17 protein-coding genes are annotated in these 18,840 nt (G+C 69.1%); 4 read left to right on the forward strand and 13 right to left on the reverse strand.

Translation table 11 applies throughout. The features are described 5' to 3' along the window. Positions 1-8: 8 nt before the first annotated feature. On the reverse strand, positions 9-2,363 hold the full coding sequence (locus ACWEKS_RS42140) for a galactose oxidase-like domain-containing protein (RefSeq protein ID WP_452345317.1): 2,355 nt from the start codon (positions 2,361-2,363) through the stop codon (positions 9-11). 160 nt (positions 2,364-2,523) lie between these two features. Between ACWEKS_RS42140 and ACWEKS_RS42145 the strand changes: the two genes are divergently transcribed. Continuing rightward, positions 2,524-2,943 (forward strand): hypothetical protein, encoded by a 420-nt coding sequence (locus ACWEKS_RS42145; protein ID WP_452345318.1) that lies wholly within the window; start codon positions 2,524-2,526, stop codon positions 2,941-2,943. Positions 2,944-3,037: 94 nt separating this feature from the next. On the opposite strand, the gene ACWEKS_RS42150 is transcribed toward ACWEKS_RS42145, so the two are convergent. Then, the gene (locus ACWEKS_RS42150) at positions 3,038-4,159 is read right to left on the reverse strand and encodes a DUF5685 family protein (RefSeq protein WP_452345319.1); all 1,122 of its coding nucleotides are present in this window, start codon (positions 4,157-4,159) and stop codon (positions 3,038-3,040) included. Positions 4,160-4,238: 79 nt separating this feature from the next. Then, positions 4,239-5,093 carry a LysR family transcriptional regulator gene (locus ACWEKS_RS42155; RefSeq protein WP_452345320.1) on the reverse strand — a complete coding sequence of 285 codons (855 nt, stop codon included), beginning with the start codon at positions 5,091-5,093 and terminating at the stop codon, positions 4,239-4,241. Positions 5,094-5,201: 108 nt separating this feature from the next. Here ACWEKS_RS42155 and ACWEKS_RS42160 point away from each other — a divergent pair, with 108 nt between their 5' ends. Beyond that, positions 5,202-5,918: an SDR family oxidoreductase gene (locus ACWEKS_RS42160; RefSeq protein WP_452345321.1), complete on the forward strand. Its 717-nt coding sequence runs from the start codon at positions 5,202-5,204 to the stop codon at positions 5,916-5,918. Positions 5,919-5,991: 73 nt separating this feature from the next. Here ACWEKS_RS42160 and kstD read toward each other — a convergent pair whose 3' ends face one another. The 10 genes from kstD to uvrC form a co-directional block, all read right to left on the reverse strand. Then, entirely contained in the window at positions 5,992-7,671 is a 1,680-nt protein-coding gene (kstD, locus tag ACWEKS_RS42165) for a 3-oxosteroid 1-dehydrogenase (RefSeq protein ID WP_452345322.1), read from the reverse strand. Positions 7,672-7,725: 54 nt separating this feature from the next. Beyond that, the gene (locus tag ACWEKS_RS42170; RefSeq protein WP_452345323.1) at positions 7,726-8,319 is read right to left on the reverse strand and encodes a TetR/AcrR family transcriptional regulator; all 594 of its coding nucleotides are present in this window, start codon (positions 8,317-8,319) and stop codon (positions 7,726-7,728) included. Positions 8,320-8,738: 419 nt separating this feature from the next. Then, entirely contained in the window at positions 8,739-9,167 is a 429-nt protein-coding gene (locus tag ACWEKS_RS42175; protein WP_452345324.1) for a nitroreductase/quinone reductase family protein, read from the reverse strand. A gap of 136 nt (positions 9,168-9,303) precedes the next feature. Further along, positions 9,304-10,089: a triose-phosphate isomerase gene (gene tpiA / locus ACWEKS_RS42180; protein WP_452345325.1), complete on the reverse strand. Its 786-nt coding sequence runs from the start codon at positions 10,087-10,089 to the stop codon at positions 9,304-9,306. 3 nt (positions 10,090-10,092) lie between these two features. Further along, the gene (locus ACWEKS_RS42185; RefSeq protein ID WP_452345326.1) at positions 10,093-11,304 is read right to left on the reverse strand and encodes a phosphoglycerate kinase; all 1,212 of its coding nucleotides are present in this window, start codon (positions 11,302-11,304) and stop codon (positions 10,093-10,095) included. 6 nt (positions 11,305-11,310) lie between these two features. Beyond that, the gene (gene gap / locus ACWEKS_RS42190; protein WP_354837476.1) at positions 11,311-12,330 is read right to left on the reverse strand and encodes a type I glyceraldehyde-3-phosphate dehydrogenase; all 1,020 of its coding nucleotides are present in this window, start codon (positions 12,328-12,330) and stop codon (positions 11,311-11,313) included. 212 nt (positions 12,331-12,542) lie between these two features. Continuing rightward, positions 12,543-13,526: a DNA-binding protein WhiA gene (whiA, locus tag ACWEKS_RS42195; protein ID WP_040858457.1), complete on the reverse strand. Its 984-nt coding sequence runs from the start codon at positions 13,524-13,526 to the stop codon at positions 12,543-12,545. Then, complete coding sequence (locus ACWEKS_RS42200; RefSeq protein WP_452345327.1) at positions 13,517-14,575, reverse strand: gluconeogenesis factor YvcK family protein; 1,059 nt, start codon at positions 14,573-14,575, stop codon at positions 13,517-13,519. Before ACWEKS_RS42200 ends, whiA begins: the two co-directional genes overlap by 10 nt. Next, positions 14,572-15,573 (reverse strand): RNase adapter RapZ, encoded by a 1,002-nt coding sequence (rapZ, locus tag ACWEKS_RS42205; protein WP_364612578.1) that lies wholly within the window; start codon positions 15,571-15,573, stop codon positions 14,572-14,574. Before rapZ ends, ACWEKS_RS42200 begins: the two co-directional genes overlap by 4 nt. 216 nt (positions 15,574-15,789) lie before the next feature. Continuing rightward, positions 15,790-17,862 (reverse strand): excinuclease ABC subunit UvrC, encoded by a 2,073-nt coding sequence (uvrC, locus tag ACWEKS_RS42210; RefSeq protein ID WP_452345328.1) that lies wholly within the window; start codon positions 17,860-17,862, stop codon positions 15,790-15,792. A 130-nt stretch (positions 17,863-17,992) separates the two neighbouring features. Between uvrC and ACWEKS_RS42215 the strand changes: the two genes are divergently transcribed. Next, positions 17,993-18,196 carry a hypothetical protein gene (locus tag ACWEKS_RS42215; protein ID WP_452345329.1) on the forward strand — a complete coding sequence of 68 codons (204 nt, stop codon included), beginning with the start codon at positions 17,993-17,995 and terminating at the stop codon, positions 18,194-18,196. A gap of 153 nt (positions 18,197-18,349) precedes the next feature. After that, positions 18,350-18,697 carry a hypothetical protein gene (locus tag ACWEKS_RS42220; RefSeq protein ID WP_452345330.1) on the forward strand — a complete coding sequence of 116 codons (348 nt, stop codon included), beginning with the start codon at positions 18,350-18,352 and terminating at the stop codon, positions 18,695-18,697. The last annotated feature ends 143 nt before the right edge of the window (positions 18,698-18,840 follow it).

An 18,840-nucleotide genomic window follows, 5' to 3' on the forward strand; every position in this document is an offset into this window, starting at 1 on the left:
TTCGCGGTTCACACCGGTGCGGGCGCGTCCGGATTCAGGTGCAGCCACTGCCCGGTCGAGGGAATCCCGTCGGTGTCCACCACGACCAGGAGGTACCAGCCGGGCGGGGCCAGCGCCGGGTTCGAGGGCAGCGTGACGGTGAGGGCGCCGGACGCGGCGGGGGTGATCGGCAGGTCGATCAGCCGCTGGTTGTTGTCGCAGGAGTGGGTGCACGAGGTGGGGTGCAGCAGGCTGGCCTCACGCACGGCGGCCGTGGTGGCGATCGTCAGGGTCGCGCCGTATTCCGCTGTGCCGCTGGACATCTGAAATTCCGGCCGGGCACCCTGGAACAAGTAGGGCGGCCAGAACATCTCGATGCGCAGTTCCTCTGTTTTGCGCAGCGGATTCGATCCGGCGGTCACCACCTTGCCGTCCGGTGTCAGCAGCGCCACCGAGTGGTACAGCCGCGCCACCCGCTCGGGCGCGGTGGGCGACCAGGTTCCGGCGACCGGATCGTAGATCTCGCCGTGCGGCGGCACCGAATCCGCCATCTCCTCCATACTCGATCCGCCCGCGGCCAGCACCGTGCGGTCCGGCAGGATCACCGCGCACACGTGCATACGGGCATACGTCATGGCGGGACCGGCCTGGTACGCCGGCGCGGCCGCGCTCAGATCCACGATCCGAGTGTCCGCGGAGGCCATGCCGGGACCGTGCGGGTCGACGCTGCCGCCGCCGATCAGCATCACCCGCTGCGCCTGCGCGGGCGGCAGCAGCACGCTGGTGGACTGGCTGCGCGACTCCGGATCGACGAGCCCCGGCACCTCGGTGGCCGCACCGGTGGCGGTGTCCCAGATCGAGGGGCGCATGCCGTTGTTGGTGCCGAACTGCCCGCCGGTGTAGAACACCCGGCCGTCGGCGAGCAGCACGAGGTGTGCGTACGTCGGAATGGGCCCGGGCACAGGGAGTTTCGACCAGGTCAGGGTGGCGGGGTCGAACAACTCGGGCGTCTCCGACAGGAACCCGTCCTCCCCCAGGCCCGAAACCGCGACCACCGCACCGTTTTTCAGCGCGGTCAGGGTCGGATACCAGCGCCCGGAGACCATATCGGGCTGCCGGTTCCAGGTCAGCGACTGCGGGTCGAACAGCAACGCGTCACGTAGCCCGAGGAACGGGTCGTACTGCTCGGTCCCGCCCGCGGCCAGCAGCCGCCCGTCCGGTAGGAACGCCTGCCCGGAACAGAACATGTCGAAGGGCGTCGCGGGCGCGTCCAGCCCCGAATTCGGGTAGTGCCACACCCGCGTGCGAAAGTCGTGGGCGTTCAACCGATCCGGGTCGTTACCGGATCCGGCGAAGAACAGCACATCGCCGGTGTGCAGCAGGGCGGCGTGCACCGGATTGATCTCGGTGTCGAAATCCAGGATGCGCCAGGTGCCCTGGGTGGCCGCGGTGGCCAGATCGGTGTCGAGGTCGAGCACGCGCAGGTATCCGGCATTGCCGCCCTGGGGATGGTCGATCGCGCACACCACCAGCTGTGGCAGTCCGCCGGCGCCGGGCAGCAGGGCGACCGCCGCGCCCTCGTTCTCCCGGAAACCCCAGTCCGGCACCTGCGACCAGCGGCTCCAGCCGTCGACGCAGTGCCCGGTGCCGTCCAGGCCCCAGCCGATGGTGTAGAGCCCGGCATTGCCGTTCTGCGGGTGGTCGATGGTGAAGACGATGAGTTCGGGCCGCCCGTCCCCGTCCAGGTCGGCGACGGTCATGCCCGCGCCCTGGTTCTCCCACCCCCACCAGTCCGGAATCGCCAGCCACGGTGTCCATTCCGCGACGGAGCCGTCGGCGCCGAGACCTTTGGCGAGCCGGAACTGGCCGCTGTTCTGGCCGACCGGATCGTCGACGGTCATGACGACCAGGACCGGCTGCCCGTCCAGGTGGGTCAGGCAGATGTCGGCGCCCTGGTTCTCCCAGCCATACCAGTCCGGAATCTGTTGCCACGCAGTCCATCCGCCGGTCACGGTGCCGTCGGGGGCGAGGTCGCGGCCGATGCGGAAGTAGCCCTGGTTCTGGCCGGCGGGGTTGTCGACGAGGAACACCACCATGTCCGGGCGGCCGTTGCCGTCCAGGTCGGCGATGGCGATGCCCGCGCCCTGGTTCTCCCAGCCCCACCAGTCGGGCACCTGCAGCCAGGGGCCCCACTCGCGGACGGTGCCGTCGGCCGCCAGGGCGTGGCCGACTCGATAGTTTCCGGTGTTCTGACCTGGCGGATTGTCGACCATGAGGACCACCGCGTCGAGGGTGCCGTCGCCGCTCAGATCGGCGATGGCGAGACCGCAATCCTGGTTGTCCGCTGAGAACCAATCCGGGATGGGAACGAATTGTCCTGCCACGCAACCAATCATGGCGGCCCGCGGCAATTCCGGCATCCGATGTTCGATGGCCGGATAGTCCGGATGCCCATTTACGCCAGGTTATGGAAAACGCACCCCGGTGACCCGGGCGCCCATTACTCTCCGAAACGCTCTCGTTTCACACCCTTGAGGACACATCATGAGAAAGACAGTCTGGGCCAACGGCCTCGCACTCACCGCGGCCGCCATCCTGGCCTCCACCGGCACCGCGAATGCCGTCGGCAACAGCATGAGCACCGATGCCACCTTCAAGGTCGGCGTCGACATCCAGCCCGGCGTCTACAAGACCACGACAGCCGCCACCGTGTGCGCCTGGGCGCGGTTGTCGGCCATCACCCCCGACGCCAACGCCACCATCCAGGCCGGCGGCGCGGTCAACGGCACCGTCACCGTCGAGATCAAGTCCACCGACGTCGCCTTCTTCACCAGCGGCTGCGGCACCTGGACCCTGCAGACCACCACCACGAACACCGGCTCGTCGGGCCTGTCGAATCTGATCAGCGGCAGCGCGAGCGGCAGCAGTCTGCTCTCGTCCGGCTCCGCCTCCGCCTCCAGCTAGCCGATCCGGCATCGGTGAGCCGTCTACCCGGAGGTGGCGGGATCATCGGGCCGGGAGGGCCGGGCAATCCGCAGTGCCCGCCCCTCGCGGTGACTCAGCAGTCGCAGCAGGTTTCCTCACAGCAGCAACAGGATTCCTCACAGCAGCAGCATCCTTCGCCGCAGCAGACGCAGCCCTCACAGCACGGCAGGCAGAAGCCACTGCGGCGCCGCGGGGCGGGACCGTAATAGCCGGGACCCGGGCCGTAGCCCGGAGGCGGACCGTAGCCGGGCGGCGGCGGACCCCAGGGGCCCGGCCCCGGACCCCGGCGACGCCAGCGGCTCAGCGGCGTGGTGGGCGCACCGTGATTCGCGCAGGTGTGCGCGGGACCGCCGAAGGTCCTTGTCACCGACCGGTTCAGCTCGTGCTTCAGCAGTTTGTGAATCAGCCGCCCATCGGTGAATTCCACATCGGCCAGCGCCAATTCGATACCCAGCAGGGCGTCGGTGCACAAGCGGTGCGCCTCGGCCACCTCGGTTCCCGTGGCGGCCAGGGGATTCCACTTCCCGCGTGCGAGGTCCTCGTCCAGGTCCTCGACGGCATCCACGAGATGCGCTATGCGGCCGAACAATCGGCCGACCTCCGACAGCGCTGCCTGGTTTCCCGGGCGTCCTGCCAGAACGGCGGTGTGGCCGAAGGCCGCGGCGGTCGCGGTCTCGGTGGGTTCGGTCACCTCCAGCAGCGGGGTGCCCACCATGGCCGCGGCCTCCACCTCACCCTGCCGATCCACCGCGGTCACCAGCACTCCGGTGTCGAAACCCAGTCCGGCGCCGGTGGATTCGCCCTGCCGGGCCCAGCGCTGGGCGATGCGCCGGGCGGCGGGCCGGAATCCGGCCGCGCCCGCCATGCCGTCGTGATCGGCCACGTGATCGCGCACCTTGGCGGCGGCCAGCACCAGCGAGACCGTGGCGGCCAGCCGGACGCAGTCGCCGGTGGCGACGTCGGCGCGTTTCATGCCGCGCAGCGGGCAGGGCCCGGCCGCGCGGCGGGTGGGCGGCGCCGTGGACTGTGCCTCCACCAGGGCCGAGACGATCAGCCCGTCGTAATTGGTTGCCATGCGGGCGCTCTGGCCGTGGTCGTCACGCAGTGCCAGACAGAGTCCGCACAGTTGCGCCAGCCAGGCCCGCCCGAGTTCCTCGCCCAGCCGATGACGGCAGGGCCGGATGATGCCGAACACACCATCGACGGTAACCGCTCGCGCGGCATTCGTCGCCCGGAATCGAGATCACTCCGGAGTGGACGCCATAGATCGAATCTCACTGGGCGGCAAGGGCGGCGAACTCCTCGGCCAGCGGAACCGGGCGCGCCGACGACCACGCCAGGCTCACCTGCAGCGGCGCGAGGTCGGGAACCGGGACGTAGGCGATGTCCGGGCGGGTGTAGAAGGTCATCACCGACAGCGGCAGGAACATGATGCCCCGGCCCGCGGCGACGTGCTCGAGCTTCTCCTCCACACTGTGGAAGACCGGGACGGCGGGGCGGTCGGTGCGCAATTCGGTTGCCACCGCACTCCATTCGGGGACCGTGTCCGGGTCCTGGAGCAGGTGCTCGTCGGCGAGATCGCCGACGGCGACCGCGTCCTTGCCCGCGAGGCGGTGGTCGGCGGGCAGCACCACGACCCGGGGCTCGGTGTAGAGCGGGCGCACGACCAGACCGTGCGGGTCCACCGGCAGCCGGACCACGCTGACGTCGACGCGGCCGTCGTGGACCACCTCGACCTGATCGAACCAGCCGGTGCGCACCAGATCGACGGCGAGGCCGGGGTGGCGCTCGGTGAGCGTCCGCACCGCGGCGGTCACGATGAGGCCGGGCATGAAGCCGACGGTGAAGCGCTGTGTCCCCTCGACCGCCCGAATCACCCTGCGCTGCAGGGCTTCCGCGGCCGCGAGCAGCGGTCTGGCGTCGGCCAGCAGCTGCTCCCCCGCCGACGTCAGCGCGGTCCCGCGCCGATCGCGGGCGAACAGCTGCGCGCCCAGTTCCTCCTCGAGCGCGCGAATCTGGCGTGACAGGACCGGTTGCGCGATGAACAGCTGCTCCGCGGCGCGGCCGAAATGCAGGTGTTCGGCCACCGCCACGAAGTAGCGCAGCTTGCGCAGATCGACGTCACTCATGATGCCTTCAGGGTATTACAGGCGGCGGTATAGGTCTTGGACGGGAGCGGGTCGCGAAACCCAAGGTGGACAGGCACACACGTACAGCATTCCCCGAAAGGAAATCCGATGTCTCTCGACGGACAGCACGTCGTCATCCTGGGCGGCACCTCCGGAATCGGCTACGCCGTGGCCGCCGCGACGGCCGCACAGGGCGCGAAGGTCACCGTCGTCTCCAGCCGCCAGGAGAACGTGGACCGCGCGGTGGCCGAACTCCCGGCCGGCGTCACCGGCGTGGTCGCGAACCTCAACGACACCAACCGGATTCGCGCGATATTCGATGAACTCGGCGCGCTCGACCACCTCGTCTACACCGCCGGCGAGCCGCTGCTGCTCTCCCCGCTGGCCGAACTGGATCTCGACGCCGCGCGGAAGTTCTTCGAGCTGCGCTACTTCAGCATGCTGGCCGCGGTACAAGCGGCCGCGGCGCGGCTGCGGGCCGACGGGTCGATCACCCTGACCAGCGGTACCGCCGGGCCGCGCCCCGTCCCGGGTTCGACGGTCACGTCCAGCGTCTGCGGCGCGATCGAGACCCTGACCCGGGCGCTGGCGGTGGAACTGGCGCCGATCCGGGTGAACGCGGTCATGCCGGGTGTGGTCCGGTCGCCGCTGTGGAACTTCCCCGAAGAGTTGCGCGAGCAGTTCTACACCGACACCGCGGCCACGACACCGTTGCGCCGCATCGCCGAAGTGGACGATATCGCGCAGGCCTTCGTCTTCTTCCTCACCCAGCCCCACGCCACCGGCACCGTGCTGCCCCTCGACGGCGGCGCGGTCCTGGCCTGACCCGGACGTCGGGTGGCGCACCGCCGCGGGACACCGGACGGATCCCCCAGCGGCGCGCCGGTCGGCGCCGGGACTACCGGCCGGCCGCGTGGCGGGCCGCCAGGTAGCCGAAGACGACAGCGGGGCCGATGGTCGCGCCGGGTCCGGCGTAGGTGTGGCCCATGACCGGAGCGCTCGCATTGCCGGCCGCGTACAGGCCCTCGATCACCGAGCCGTCCGCCCGCAGCACCCGGCCGTCGACATCGGCGCTCAGGCCGCCCTTGGTGCCGAGGTCGCCGGGCACCAGTTTCGCCGCGTAGAACGGACCCGTCGCCAGCGCACCGAGATTCGGGTTGGGGCGGTTGCGCGGGTCGCCGTAGTAGTTGTCGTAGGCGCTGTCACCGCGGCCGAAGTCGGGATCGATACCGGCGGCGGCGAATTCGTTGAATCGGGTCACCGTGGCCCGGAGTTTCTCGACCGGGACACCGATCTGCTCGGCGAGTTCGGGGAGCGAGTCGGCGCGGGTGAGCGCGCCCGATTTGAACCAGCGGCCGGGCAGGGGCTGACGGGGCGGGACACCCGCGAACTGGTAGCGGTTGCGGTAGCGCTGGTCGAAAATCAGCCAGGCGGGCAGGTTTTCGCCCGGGCCCGCGCCCTGCCCGTGCTCGCCGCCGTACATGCGGTGGGTGGCCTCGACATAGGGCAGGCATTCGTTCATGAACCGCTCGCCGCGGTCGTTGACCACGATACTGCCGGGCAGATTGCGCTCGGCCAGGCAGAACCAGGCCAGCCGGGGCAGCGGAATGGATGGGCCCCACCAGGCGTCGGCCATGAATTCCACCGCGCCACCGGCATTCTCGCCCGCGCGGATGCCGTCACCGGTATTGGCCTGCGCGCCGACGGTCCAGTCGGTGCCGATCGGCTCGCGCTGGTACTGCTTGCGCATCGCCTCGTTGTGCTCGAAGCCGCCGGCCGCGATGACCACGCCCCGGCGGGCGGTGAGCACCTGCTCGCGCCCGTCCCGCAGCACCGCCGCGCCCGTGACCCGGCCGCCCTCGGTGCGCAGGTCCACCAGCGGAGTGTCCAGCCACAGCGGCACATTCGCCTCCAGCAGGCCCGCGCGCAGCATGGCACTCAGCGCCTGGCCGCGGGCCAGGACGCGCCGGCGCAGCACGGCCGCCGTCAGCCACCGGCCGGCGACGCGCACGGCCGCCAGCGGACTGCACGGATTGCGCAGGCCCAGATGCAGCTGCCGGAACTCGGCCGCGGTGATCACGACATTCTTCGGGGCCTTCACGTAATCGGGCTCCAGCGTGGCCAATTCGGTGCCGAGACCGGTGGCGTTGTAGGGCACGGGCTCGATCGAGCGGCCGTGGCCGCGGCCGCCGGGCGCCTCCGGGTAGTAGTCGGAATAGCCCGGCACCCACCGCATGCGCAGCGGCGCGTGCGCGGCCAGGAAGTCGAAGGCCTCCGGTCCGCGGTCGAGGAAGGTGTCGATCCGCTCGGGCGGCACCCCGGGGCCGATGATGTGTTTCAGATAGGCTCGCGCGGCCTCGAGGTCATCGGCGGGGGCGTCACGGCGCAGCACCGCGTTGCCCGGAATCCACACGCCGCCACCGGATCTCGCGGTGGATCCGCCCCATGCCCGCGCCTTCTCGACGATCACTGTGGACAGTCCGTGGTGGGCGGCCGTCAGCGCCGCGGCCATGCCCGCCGCCCCCGACCCCACGACGACCAGATCGAATGTCTCGTCAGTTGCCCTGTCGTGCTGCATGTTTCCTCTATCTTCGTTTTCTGTTGTAGCTATCCGAGTGCATGCCAACGGCTTTCAGCCGTGACGCCGCCAGCGTTCCCCGGCCACGGCGTCGAGCGCGCCCTCGACGCACACTGCCAGCGACATCTCCGGCTGCGCCGAATTACGCAGCCACTGCAAGTAACCGAACTCCGCCGCCGCCAGCATGAGATGCACCAGCAAACCCGGCGTGCTGTCCCGCCGCGAGTCTCGGCCCATCCGCTGGCCGACCAGCTCGACCAGGCGCGCCCGATGCTCCGGAGTGATCAGAGCCACTCGCTCCAGAAGATGCGGCACGGTGCGGAACGCGGCCCGCCACTGCTCCAGCTCCGCCGGGGCCAGCGCGGTGGACCGCGCCAGAATCGACTGCGCCAGCGCTACATCCGCGGGCTCGTCGCCGTCGCGCTCCTCGAGCAGCGCGACGATTCCCGACCCGCCCTCGCGGACCGGATCCAGCAGCAGATCCTCCTTGCTCCGCACATGCCGGAAGTAGGTACTGGCCGACACACCCGCCGCGGCGGCGATCTGCTCGGTCGTCACCTCCCCGAAGCCCTTCTCCGCGAACAACTCGTACGCCGCCCGCTGAATCTCGCCGCGCACCTGCCGGCGCTGCCGCTCCCGCAATGACATCCGTCGCCCTCCTTCGTTAGAGCGAGTATCTGCCGATATGACAGTTACTGTCAAGAAGGGACTTCCTGTCAGTAACGCGGACAGCATTCGACAAGGTCCTGACCAGCAAGATCCGGCGATCCATTCGCCCTCGAAAGACCCGCCCCTACACTTGGGCGGCCGTCACTCCCCCGCCGACTCCCCTACCGCCGCAAATGAATTCATGGACACGGTGGCCCACCCCGCTCCCGGCCTCCCACCAACGAACGAGGCCACCACTACCCTCGAACCCACCTCGAACCCCGGCCGTCGCCTACTGGGGATCGATCTCCGCGCCCACCATCCCCCGCAAACACCGCGACCATTCACCCGTCTAACGCACCCCCGCGCCGACGCCTGCCAGGGCGCGGGCCGAGCACCCGCGCCCTGCGGCCGCGAGCCTAGGCCCGGCGCAGCGCCAGCACCGGGATGGTGCGGATACCGGCGGTCTTCGCGGCGTATTCGCCGAAACCCGGGTATCGCCGGGCCTGTTCGTCGAAGATCCGGTCGCGGTCCGCGCCGGTCACCTCGGTGACCTCGACCTGAAAGGTCTCGGTCCCGACCTCGGCCTCGGCCGTCCCCGCCTGGGTCAGGTTGTAGTACCAGTCCGGATTCGTCGGCGCGCCCGACTTGGTCGCGAAAACGTACACGGTCGCCGGATCCTGCTCATCGGCCAGGTACATCATGGGCGTCACCAGCTCCCGCCCGGTCTTGCGGCCCCGATGGTGCACCAGAATCAACGGCGCCCCCTCGAACGGCCCGCCGACCCGTCCCTCGTTGGCCCGGAACTCGTCGATGATGTTCGTATTCCAGTCGCTCATACCGATCATTCTTCTGTATGAGTACTTCCGCCGAGGGGAGCTTCCCGGCGCGGCGGCGTCAGCCGGCCACGACCACACGCTCTCGCCCGGAGACAGCACAGGGCCGGGCATCCTGCGGATGCCCGGCCCTGTGCAGCGGAAACCGTTACGGCAGCGGACCGCCCGCGGCGATCGCGGAGAGGGTGGCGAACTCGTCACCCTTCAGGGACGCGCCGCCCACGAGAGCGCCGTCGATGTCGGTCTGGCCGACCAGTTCGCCGACGTTCTTCGCGTTGACCGAACCGCCGTAGAGGACCCGGACAGCGGCCGCCACTTCGGGATTCGCCAGTTCGGCGAGTTCCTTGCGGATGGCGCCGCAGACTTCCTGCGCGTCGGCCGGGGTGGCGACCTTGCCGGTGCCGATGGCCCAGACCGGCTCGTAGGCGATGACGATCTTCGAGATCTCCTCGGGCGTCAGGCCCTTGAGCGAGCCGCGGAGCTGCTCGAGGTTGTACTCGACGTGGGTCTTGGTCTCGCGGACGCCCAGGCCCTCACCGATGCAGACGATCGGGGTAATGCCGTACTTGAGTGCCTGCTTGGCCTTGGCCAGCACGGTGGCGTCGTCCTCGTTGTGGTACTGACGCCGCTCCGAGTGACCCACCACGACGAAGCTGCAGCCCAGCTTGGCCAGCATGGAGCCGCTGATCTCGCCGGTGTAGGCGCCCTCGTCGTGGGTGGACACGTCCTGGGCACCGTAGGTGATCAGGAGACGGTCACCCTCGACCAGCGTCTGCACGCTGCGCAGGTCCACGAACGGCGGGATCACCGTCACGTCGACCTTGTCGAAGTACTTCTCCGGCAACGCGAATGCGATCTTCTGCACCAGAGCGATGGCCTCGAGGTGATTGAGGTTCATCTTCCAGTTGCCGGCGATCAAAGGCTTACGTGCCATGGTTCAGTCCTCCAGGACAGCGAGGCCGGGAAGTTCCTTGCCCTCCAGGTACTCCAGCGACGCGCCGCCACCGGTGGAGATGTGCGAGAAACCGTCGTCGGGCAGACCCAGGGTGCGCACGGCCGCGGCCGAGTCGCCGCCGCCGACCACCGTGAACGCGCCCTTCGAGGTCGCCGTGGCGATCGCCTCGGCGACACCGCGGGTGCCGGCCGAGAACTTCTCGAACTCGAACACACCCATCGGGCCGTTCCAGAACACGGTCTTGGCCTCGGTCAGCAGCGCCGAGAAGCGGGCGACCGAGTCGGGACCGATGTCCAGACCCATCCAGCCGTCGGGAATCTCGTGGGCGGGCACGGTCTTCGAGTCCGCGTCGGCGGCGAACTTGTCGGCCACCACGATGTCCACCGGCAGATGGATGACGTCGGCGTACTTGTCCAGCAGCCCCTTGCAGGTCTCGATCATCTCCGCCTGCAGCAGCGAGGTGCCCACCGGAAGTCCCTGCGCCGCAAGGAAGGTGAAGCACATGCCGCCGCCGATGACCAGCGTGTCGACCTTCGGCGCGAGCGCCTCGATGACCGCCAGCTTGTCGGAGACCTTCGAGCCGCCGAGCACCACCGCGTACGGACGCTCCGGGTTCTCGGTGAGCTTCTTCAGCACCTCGGTCTCGGTCGCGACCAGGTTGCCCGCGTAGTGCGGCAGCAGCTTGGCCACGTCGTACACCGACGCCTGCTTGCGGTGCACCACACCGAAACCGTCGGACACGAACGCGCCGTCGTCGCCGACCAGCTCGACCAGGGCACGGGCGAGCTTGGTGCGCTCGGCGTCGTCCTTGCTGGTCTCGCGCGCGTCGAAGCGAATGTTCTCCAGCAGCAGCACATCACCGTCGGTGAGGCCCTCGGAGCGGGCGAGCGCGTCCTGGCCCACCACGTCGCCGGCGAGCTGGACATTGCGGCCCAGCTCCTCCGACAGCCGCGCCGCGACCGGCGCGAGGGAGAACTTCGGATCCGGCTCACCCTTGGGGCGGCCGAGGTGCGCGGTCACGACGACCTTGGCGCCGGCCTCGGCCAGCGCTTTGATGGTCGGCGCGGACGCGACGATGCGGCCCGGGTCGGTGATGACGCCGTTATCGAGGGGAACATTCAGGTCGGAGCGCACCAGCACGCCCCGGCCCTCGACACCCTCGGTCAGCAGATCCTGCAGAGTCTTGATCGTCATCGGCGCTTAGAGGGACTTGCCGACGAGGCCGACCAGGTCGGCGAGACGGTTGGAGTAGCCCCACTCGTTGTCGTACCACGAGGCGACCTTGACCTGGTTGTCGATGACCTGGGTCAGCGGCGCGTCGTAGATGGAGGAGTGCGGGTCGGTCACGATGTCGGAGGAGACGATCGGGTCGACGTTGTACTTCAGGATGCCCTTCATCGGGCCGTCCGCGGCGGCCTTCATCGCGGCGTTGATCTCGTCGATCGAGGCGGTCTTGGCCAGGTCCACGGTCAGGTCGGTGAGCGAACCGGTCGGGACCGGCACGCGCAGCGCGTAACCGTTCAGCTTGCCGAGCAGCTCGGGCAGCACCAGGCCGATGGCCTTGGCGGCGCCGGTACCGGTGGGCACGATGTTCAGCGCGGCGGCGCGGGCGCGACGCAGATCCGAGTGCGGACCGTCCTGCAGGTTCTGGTCCTGGGTGTAGGCGTGCACGGTGGTCATCAGACCACGCTCGATGCCGAAGGAGTCGTTGAGCACCTTGGCAATCGGGCCCAGGCAGTTGGTGGTGCAGGACGCGTTCGAGATGATGTTCTGCGAACCGTCGTACTTGTCGTCGTTGACGCCCATCACGATGGTGATGTCCTCGCCCTTGGCGGGCGCGGAGATGATGACCTTCTTGGCGCCGGCGGCCAGGTGGCCCTTCGCCTTGGTCGCGTCGGTGAAGATACCGGTGGACTCGACGACGACGTCGACACCCAGGTCACCCCACGGCAGCGCGGCCGGGCCCTCCTTGATGGCCAGCGCGGTGATGCGCTGGTCGCCGACGACGATGGTCTCGTCGCCGTCCAGGGAAACGTCCTGCGGCAGGCGGCCGAGGATCGAGTCGTACTTCAGGAGGGTCGCCAGCGACTTGTTGTCGGTGAGATCGTTGACCGCCACGATCTCGATGTCGGTGGTGCCGAGGGCCTTCTGCGCCTCGACGGCTCGGAAGAAGTTTCGCCCGATGCGGCCGAAGCCGTTGATCCCTACCCGGACAGTCACGTTTTCGCTCCTCAGCTTTGCGGATCGTTTCCGTTGCGGTGCTAACCCTAGACCTGTAACGGAAACATCACGGACACACCCCCGCCACGGTGAACAACGAAACGTTCACTTTCGTCACAGACGACCGGAAGCGCCGCGACCCTTGGGGTTGCGGCGCTTCCGGACGGAATCACCGTGCGGTGTTCGTCAGTTTATGCGGCGGCGTGGGTGTTTCACGCCTCTTCGAGCAGCTCTGCGGTGACAGCGCTTTCGGTGTCGGGCACGCCGAGTTCCTTGGCGCGCCGGTCCGCCATCGACAGCAGCCGCCGGATCCGGCCCGCCACAGCGTCTTTCGTCATGGGCGGATCGGCCAGCTGGCCCAACTCCTCCAGGGACGCCTGCCGGTGCAGCACGCGCAGCTTGCCCGCCGCGGCCAGATGGTCCGGCACATCCTCGCTCAGTATTTCGAGCGCGCGCTCCACGCGGGCCGCGGCGGCCACGGCCGCGCGGGCCGAACGACGCAGGTTGGCATCGTCGAAATTGGCCAGTCGGTTGGCGGTCGCCCGGACCTCGCGACGCATGCGCCGCTCCTCCCAGGTGAGCCGGGTGTCCTGCGCACCCATGCGGGTGAGCAGAGCGCCGATGGCCTCACCGTCGCGCACCACGACGCGATCGGTGCCGCGCACCTCGCGCGCCTTGGCCGAGATGCCCATCCGCCGCGCGGCGCCGACCAGGGCCAGCGCCGCCTCCGGCCCGGGGCAGCTCACCTCCAGGGCCGAGGAGCGGCCCGGCTCGGTGAGCGAGCCGTGCGCGAGAAACGCTCCACGCCAAGCGGCTTCGGCATCGCCGATGCTGCCGCCCACCACCTGGGCGGGCAGCCCGCGCACCGGGCGGCCGCGCACATCGAGTAATCCGGTCTGGCGCGCCAGCGCCTCGCCCTCCTTGGAAACCCGCACCACGTACCGGGAGGTTTTCCGGAGCCCGCCGGCGCCGAGGACATGCACGTCCGAGCCGTATCCGTACAGCTCGAAGATCTCTCGGCGCAGCCGACGTGCAATGGAACCCATGTCCACCTCGGCTTCGACGATCACTCGACCGCCGACGATGTGCAATCCACCAGCGAACCGCAGTAGCGCGGACAATTCCGCTTTGCGCGAGCTCACCTGTGATACAGAGAGCCGGCTCAGCTCGTCCTTCACTTCCGCTGTCATCGCCACGAGACGCGCTCCTTTCCACCCAACCCGGACCGCACACGTTGGCCCATATGCCGTCCTTCGACTCGAAGCCCTGCCAATTCCGGCCGAGGTTGCCGGATCACCTGATCCAGTGCGGCGGCAAGCTTTCCGGGGTGGTGCCGGTCCGTCCCCGCCTCGGCGACATCAGCGAAGGTTACTCGCGCACGCAGCTGTTCGGCAGCTCTTGCCAGATGTTCGCGTTCCCTACCCTCGGGTACGGAACCGGAGTCCACCAGAACATGGTCGACTGTGAAATCCGGTGCGTGCTGGGACAATACATGCAGGTGTCGTTCGGCGCTGAATCCGGCCGTTTCGCCCGGTTCGGCAGCGAGGTTGAGCACCAGCACTTTCCGTGCCCGCGTATACAGCAGCGCTTCGTGCAATTCGGGCACCAGCACATGCGGGATGACGCTCGTGAACCAGCTTCCGGGGCCCAGCACCACCACGTCGGCGTGCTCGATGGCCGAGGTCGCCTCGGGGCAGGCGGGCGGATCCGAGGGGATCAGCCGCACTCGGCGCACCTTGCCCGGCGTGGTCGCCACGGCCACCTGACCGCGGATACAGCGGCTCACGCGCGGATCGCCTTCCAGCCCAGACACATCCGCTTCGATGGTCAGCGCGATGGGCGACATGGGTACCACGCGGCCGGTGATCCGCAGGATCTTTCCGGCCTCGTCCAGGGCCGCGACCGGATCGCCCAGCTCCTCGGTGAGACCCACCAGAATCAGATTGCCCACCGAATGCCCGGCCAGCGCGCCGGTGCCGCCGAAGCGGTGTTGCAAGGTTCGCGCCCAGATGCCGTCGGCCTCTTCGGCCAAGGCCGCCAAGGCCATTCGCAGATCCCCCGGGGGCAGCATGCCCAGCTCGGACCGCAGCCGTCCCGAGGAGCCGCCGTCGTCGGCGACCGTCACCACCGCGGTGATCTTGCGGGTGAGCCGCCGGATGGCGGTCAGCGTCGAATACAGGCCGTGCCCACCACCGAGGGCCACGATGGCCGGATTGGTGGTGCGGACGGAGTCGTTCTCACTCATTCCCGCCCCAGATCCCGATGGACCACCCGCACCACGTCACCCGAGTCGTTGCCGGCCGGGGCCGATTCGTTGCCCGCCAGCGCCTCGCCCAGCGCCTCCGCTATCGCCACACTGCGGTGTTTGCCGCCGGTACAACCCACTGCCACGGTCATGTATCGCTTCCCCTCTTGGCGGTAGCCCTCGGTCGTCAGGTCGACGAGATGCCGCGCGGTGCCCAGATAGTCCTGCGCGCCCGGCTGCGACAACACATACTCGCTGACCGGGGCGTCCTGTCCGGTCTTTTCGCGGAGTTCGGGAATCCAATGCGGATTCGGCAGAAACCGCAAATCGAACACCATGTCGGCGTCGAGTGGGACTCCGTATTTGAAACCGAACGATTGAATGGTCAGCTGCAGCACGGTGGCGGCGTCGCCGCCGTAGACCTCCTCGAGCTTGCGGTGCAGCTGGTGAATGGACAGCGCGGTGGTGTCGATGACCACGTCGGCGGCGGTTTTCACCGGGTCCAGGCGCCGCCGCTCGGCGGCGATGCCGGCGGTCAGGGTGCCGTCGGCGCTCTCGCTCTGCAGCGGATGGCGGCGGCGCGCGAACCCGAAGCGGCGGATCAGCACGTCGTCGGAGGCCTCCAGGAACAGGATGCGGGTGCGCACACCCGCGGCCCGTAGCTGCTCGCCGACCGCGGCGAGGTTCCCGGTGAAGAAGCGGTTGCGCACGTCCATGACGAGCGCCAGTTTGCGGATGGGCGGTTCGGCGCCGCGGCCGAGATCGACCATGCGGCCGATCAATTCGGGTGGGAGGTTGTCGGCCACGTAGTAGCCGAGATCCTCGAGCACCTTGGCGGCGGTGCCGCGCCCGGCGCCGGACAGGCCCGTCACGATGACGACCTCGACCGGTGCGGATTCGGGCGCCGACCGCCCGCTGCGAGCGGTCGGCTGGGACTCACCTGTATCGGTTGCCTTGCTGTTTTCGGCCGTATCAGTACTGGCTTCGACGCGCGTCATGTCCTACCGGTTCGTGTCTGGAGTTCCCTCGATCATCCTGCACCGACGCCCCGAAACGCGGCAGGCACACGACGGGAGCGAGACACAGCTGTGATTTCTGCTCCCGACCTGCACACACGGCGTGTCGCAGTTTTGCTATTCGGCGTGTCGCACTCTACCCGGTGCGTCCCGATCGGACGCGCCATCGCGGCAAACCGATGGGTCCGCGCACGATTGCTACGGCTGCTGCAGGGCGGCCAGGACCGCCTTGGCCGTCGCCACGCCGATGCCCGGGACCTCGGTGATCTGCTCCACCGTAGCCTGCTTGAGCTTGGCGACCGATCCGAAGTGCGTGACCAGCGCGGTCTTGCGCGCCGAGCCCAGCCCGGGCACCGAGTCCAGCACCGATTCGGTCATCCGCCGCGAGCGTTTGGAGCGGTGGAAGGTGATGGCGAAGCGATGCGCCTCGTCGCGGACCCGCTGCAGCAGATACAGCGCCTCGCTGGTGCGCGGCATGATCACCGGATCCGCCTCGTTCGGCACCCACACCTCCTCCAGGCGCTTGGCCAGCCCGATGACCGCGACATCGGTGATGCCGAGTTCGTCGAGCACCTCGGCGGCGGCATTCACCTGCGGCGCGCCGCCGTCCACCACGTACAGGTTGGGCGGGTAGGCGAAACGGCGCGGCTTACCGGTCTTCGGATCGATGCCGGGCAGGCTGGATTCGACCGGGTCCGAACCGGATTCGAGCTCGGCGGCCTCGGCGGCGTCCAGGTCGCGGCGCAGCTTGCCGAAGCGCCGCCGGGTCACCTCGGCGATGCTGCCGACGTCGTCGGAGCGGCCCTCGCCGGCGGCCTCCTTGATGGCGTAGTGCCGGTACTCGGACTTGCGGGCCAGGCCGTCCTCGAACACGACCAGCGAGGCCACCACATCGGTGCCCTGCACATGCGAGATGTCCACGCATTCGATGCGCAGCGGCGCGCTGTCCAGGTCCAGGGCGTCCTGTAGTTCCTGCAACGCGGCCGAGCGCGCGGTCAGGTCGCCGGCGCGCTTGAGCTTGTGCTGGGCCAGGGCCTCCTGGGCATTGCGCTGCACGGTCTCGGCCAGTGCCTTCTTGTCACCGCGCTGCGGCACCCGCAGCTGCACGGCCGATCCGCGCAGGTCCGAGAGCCACTGCTGAACCTGCTCATGATCATTGGGCAGGGCCGGGACCAGCACCTCGCGCGGGACGACGGCTCCGGGCTGTGCGTCCCCGCTCTGCGCGGCGACCGCGGTCTGCTCGCCGTAGAACTGGGTGAGGAACTGCTCGACCAGGGCGGCCAGCTCACCACCGGATTCCGCCACGGCAGGGTCGATCGGACCTGGGCCGGGGCCCTCCGTGGTTACGCCGGCTGCTGCCTCCGGCCCTGACCGCCCCGGGTCCAGGGCGTCGCCGGACTTGTCGACCACCCAGCCGCGCTGCCCGCGCACCCGGCCGTCGCGCACGTGGAAGATCTGGACCGCGACCTCGAGTTCGTCCACCGCGAAGTCGATGACATCGGCGTCGGTGCCGGTGCCCAGCACCACGGCCTGCTTCTCCAGGGCGCGCTTGAGCGCCTGCACGTCGTCGCGCAGGCGGGCGGCCAGTTCGAAGTCGAGTTCGTCGGCGGCCTCGTGCATGCGGCGCTCGAGCTGCTTGACCAGGCGATCGGTCTTGCCGGAGAGGAAGTCGCAGAAGTCGTCCACGATCTGCCGGTGCTCGGCCGCGCTCACCCGGCCGATGCACGGCGCGGAGCACTTGTCGATGTAGCCGAGCAGGCACGGCCGCCCGATCTGACTGTGCCGCTTGAAGACTCCCGCCGAGCAGGTGCGCACCGGGAACACCCGCAGCAGCAGATCCAGGGTCTCGCGAATGGCCCAGGCGTGGGCGTACGGGCCGAAGTACCGCACGCCCTTCTTGCGCGCGCCGCGGTAGACGAACACCCGCGGATACTCCTCGTCGAGGCTGACCGCCAGCACCGGATACGACTTGTCGTCGCGGTAGCGGACATTGAAGCGCGGATCGAATTCCTTGATCCAGTTGTATTCCAGCTGCAGCGCTTCCACCTCGGTGGACACCACGGTCCACTCGACCCCGGCCGCCGTGGTCACCATCTGCCGGGTGCGCGGGTGCAACCCGGCCACGTCGGCGAAGTACGAGTTCAGGCGCTGGCGCAGGCTTTTCGCCTTGCCGACATAGATGACCTGCCCGAACTTGTCCCGGAACTTGTAGACACCTGGTTCGACGGGAATGGTGCCCGGTGCGGGCCGGTAGGTCGCGGGATCTGCCACGGCTCCAGGTTAGTCAGTGCCCCCGACAGGCGGCCAAGGCCTCCGACACACCCGCCGGGCCTGCGGGCGACCATCCGCGGCGGTCACGGCGACGAAGTATCCGCAAGATCATCCACCTGGCGGGACCGCCATGATCCGACTGCGCTTGCGCCGCCGCTCGCTCGCCATCGCGGGGGCGGTCTGCCTGGCCGCCGCCGCGCTGGTGGCGGTCTCGGTGCCTGCCGAGGCCGCCGGGCCGATCGTCGTCTACGGCGACTACCGCGAGCACACGACGCCGCTGCCGATCCGCGCTGGGGCCGTGGCGAATTCGGCGCCGAAGCTGCTGGTCGCCTAGCCCGGGCGCGGCCCGGCAGCGCCAGCGCGTCCCGGCGGACTCGCCACGCCGGAACAACGATCTCCGCGAGGTTCGGCCGTCCAGCGGGGTCTCGCGGTCAGTATGGGACGAACTGTTTCGCTTGATCTGTCCGTCTACGAGGGAGCTTGATCGATGACGAACCATCACCATCTCCACCCGCGCCGCCGGTCGCTCGCGATCGGTTCCGCACTCGGCATCGGTGCGGCGGGCCTGATCGCGGTGTCGGCGCCGGCCGCAGGTGCCGACTCGGTCTGCCGCATCGACCGGACGCTCGACACCGCCACCTTCACCTGCCCCGCGGACACCTGGTACGCCGCGGTGGTGGAGTGCCTGGGCACCCGGCAGGTGGGCAGCGGCTACCAGGCCCCCACCTACATCGTGGGCGATTCGCCGCGGCCGCTCATCCCGATGACGATCGAGTGCAACGGCGAGGGCAAGAAGGGCATCGTGCTGAATGCCTGGGCCGACGGGCCGTTCTGACCACGGCCTGCACCCTTCCGATCCGCGTTGCGCGGAGCTAGGTTGTGTCTCGAAGTGAGTGATGGGGTGGCACCGCGCAGCGGTGCCACCCCATCAGCAATGTTTATGTTAGTTTTTTGTTGCGGTGGGGTATAGTGGTGGGT

The organism is Nocardia sp. NPDC004711 (assembly GCF_053601595.1).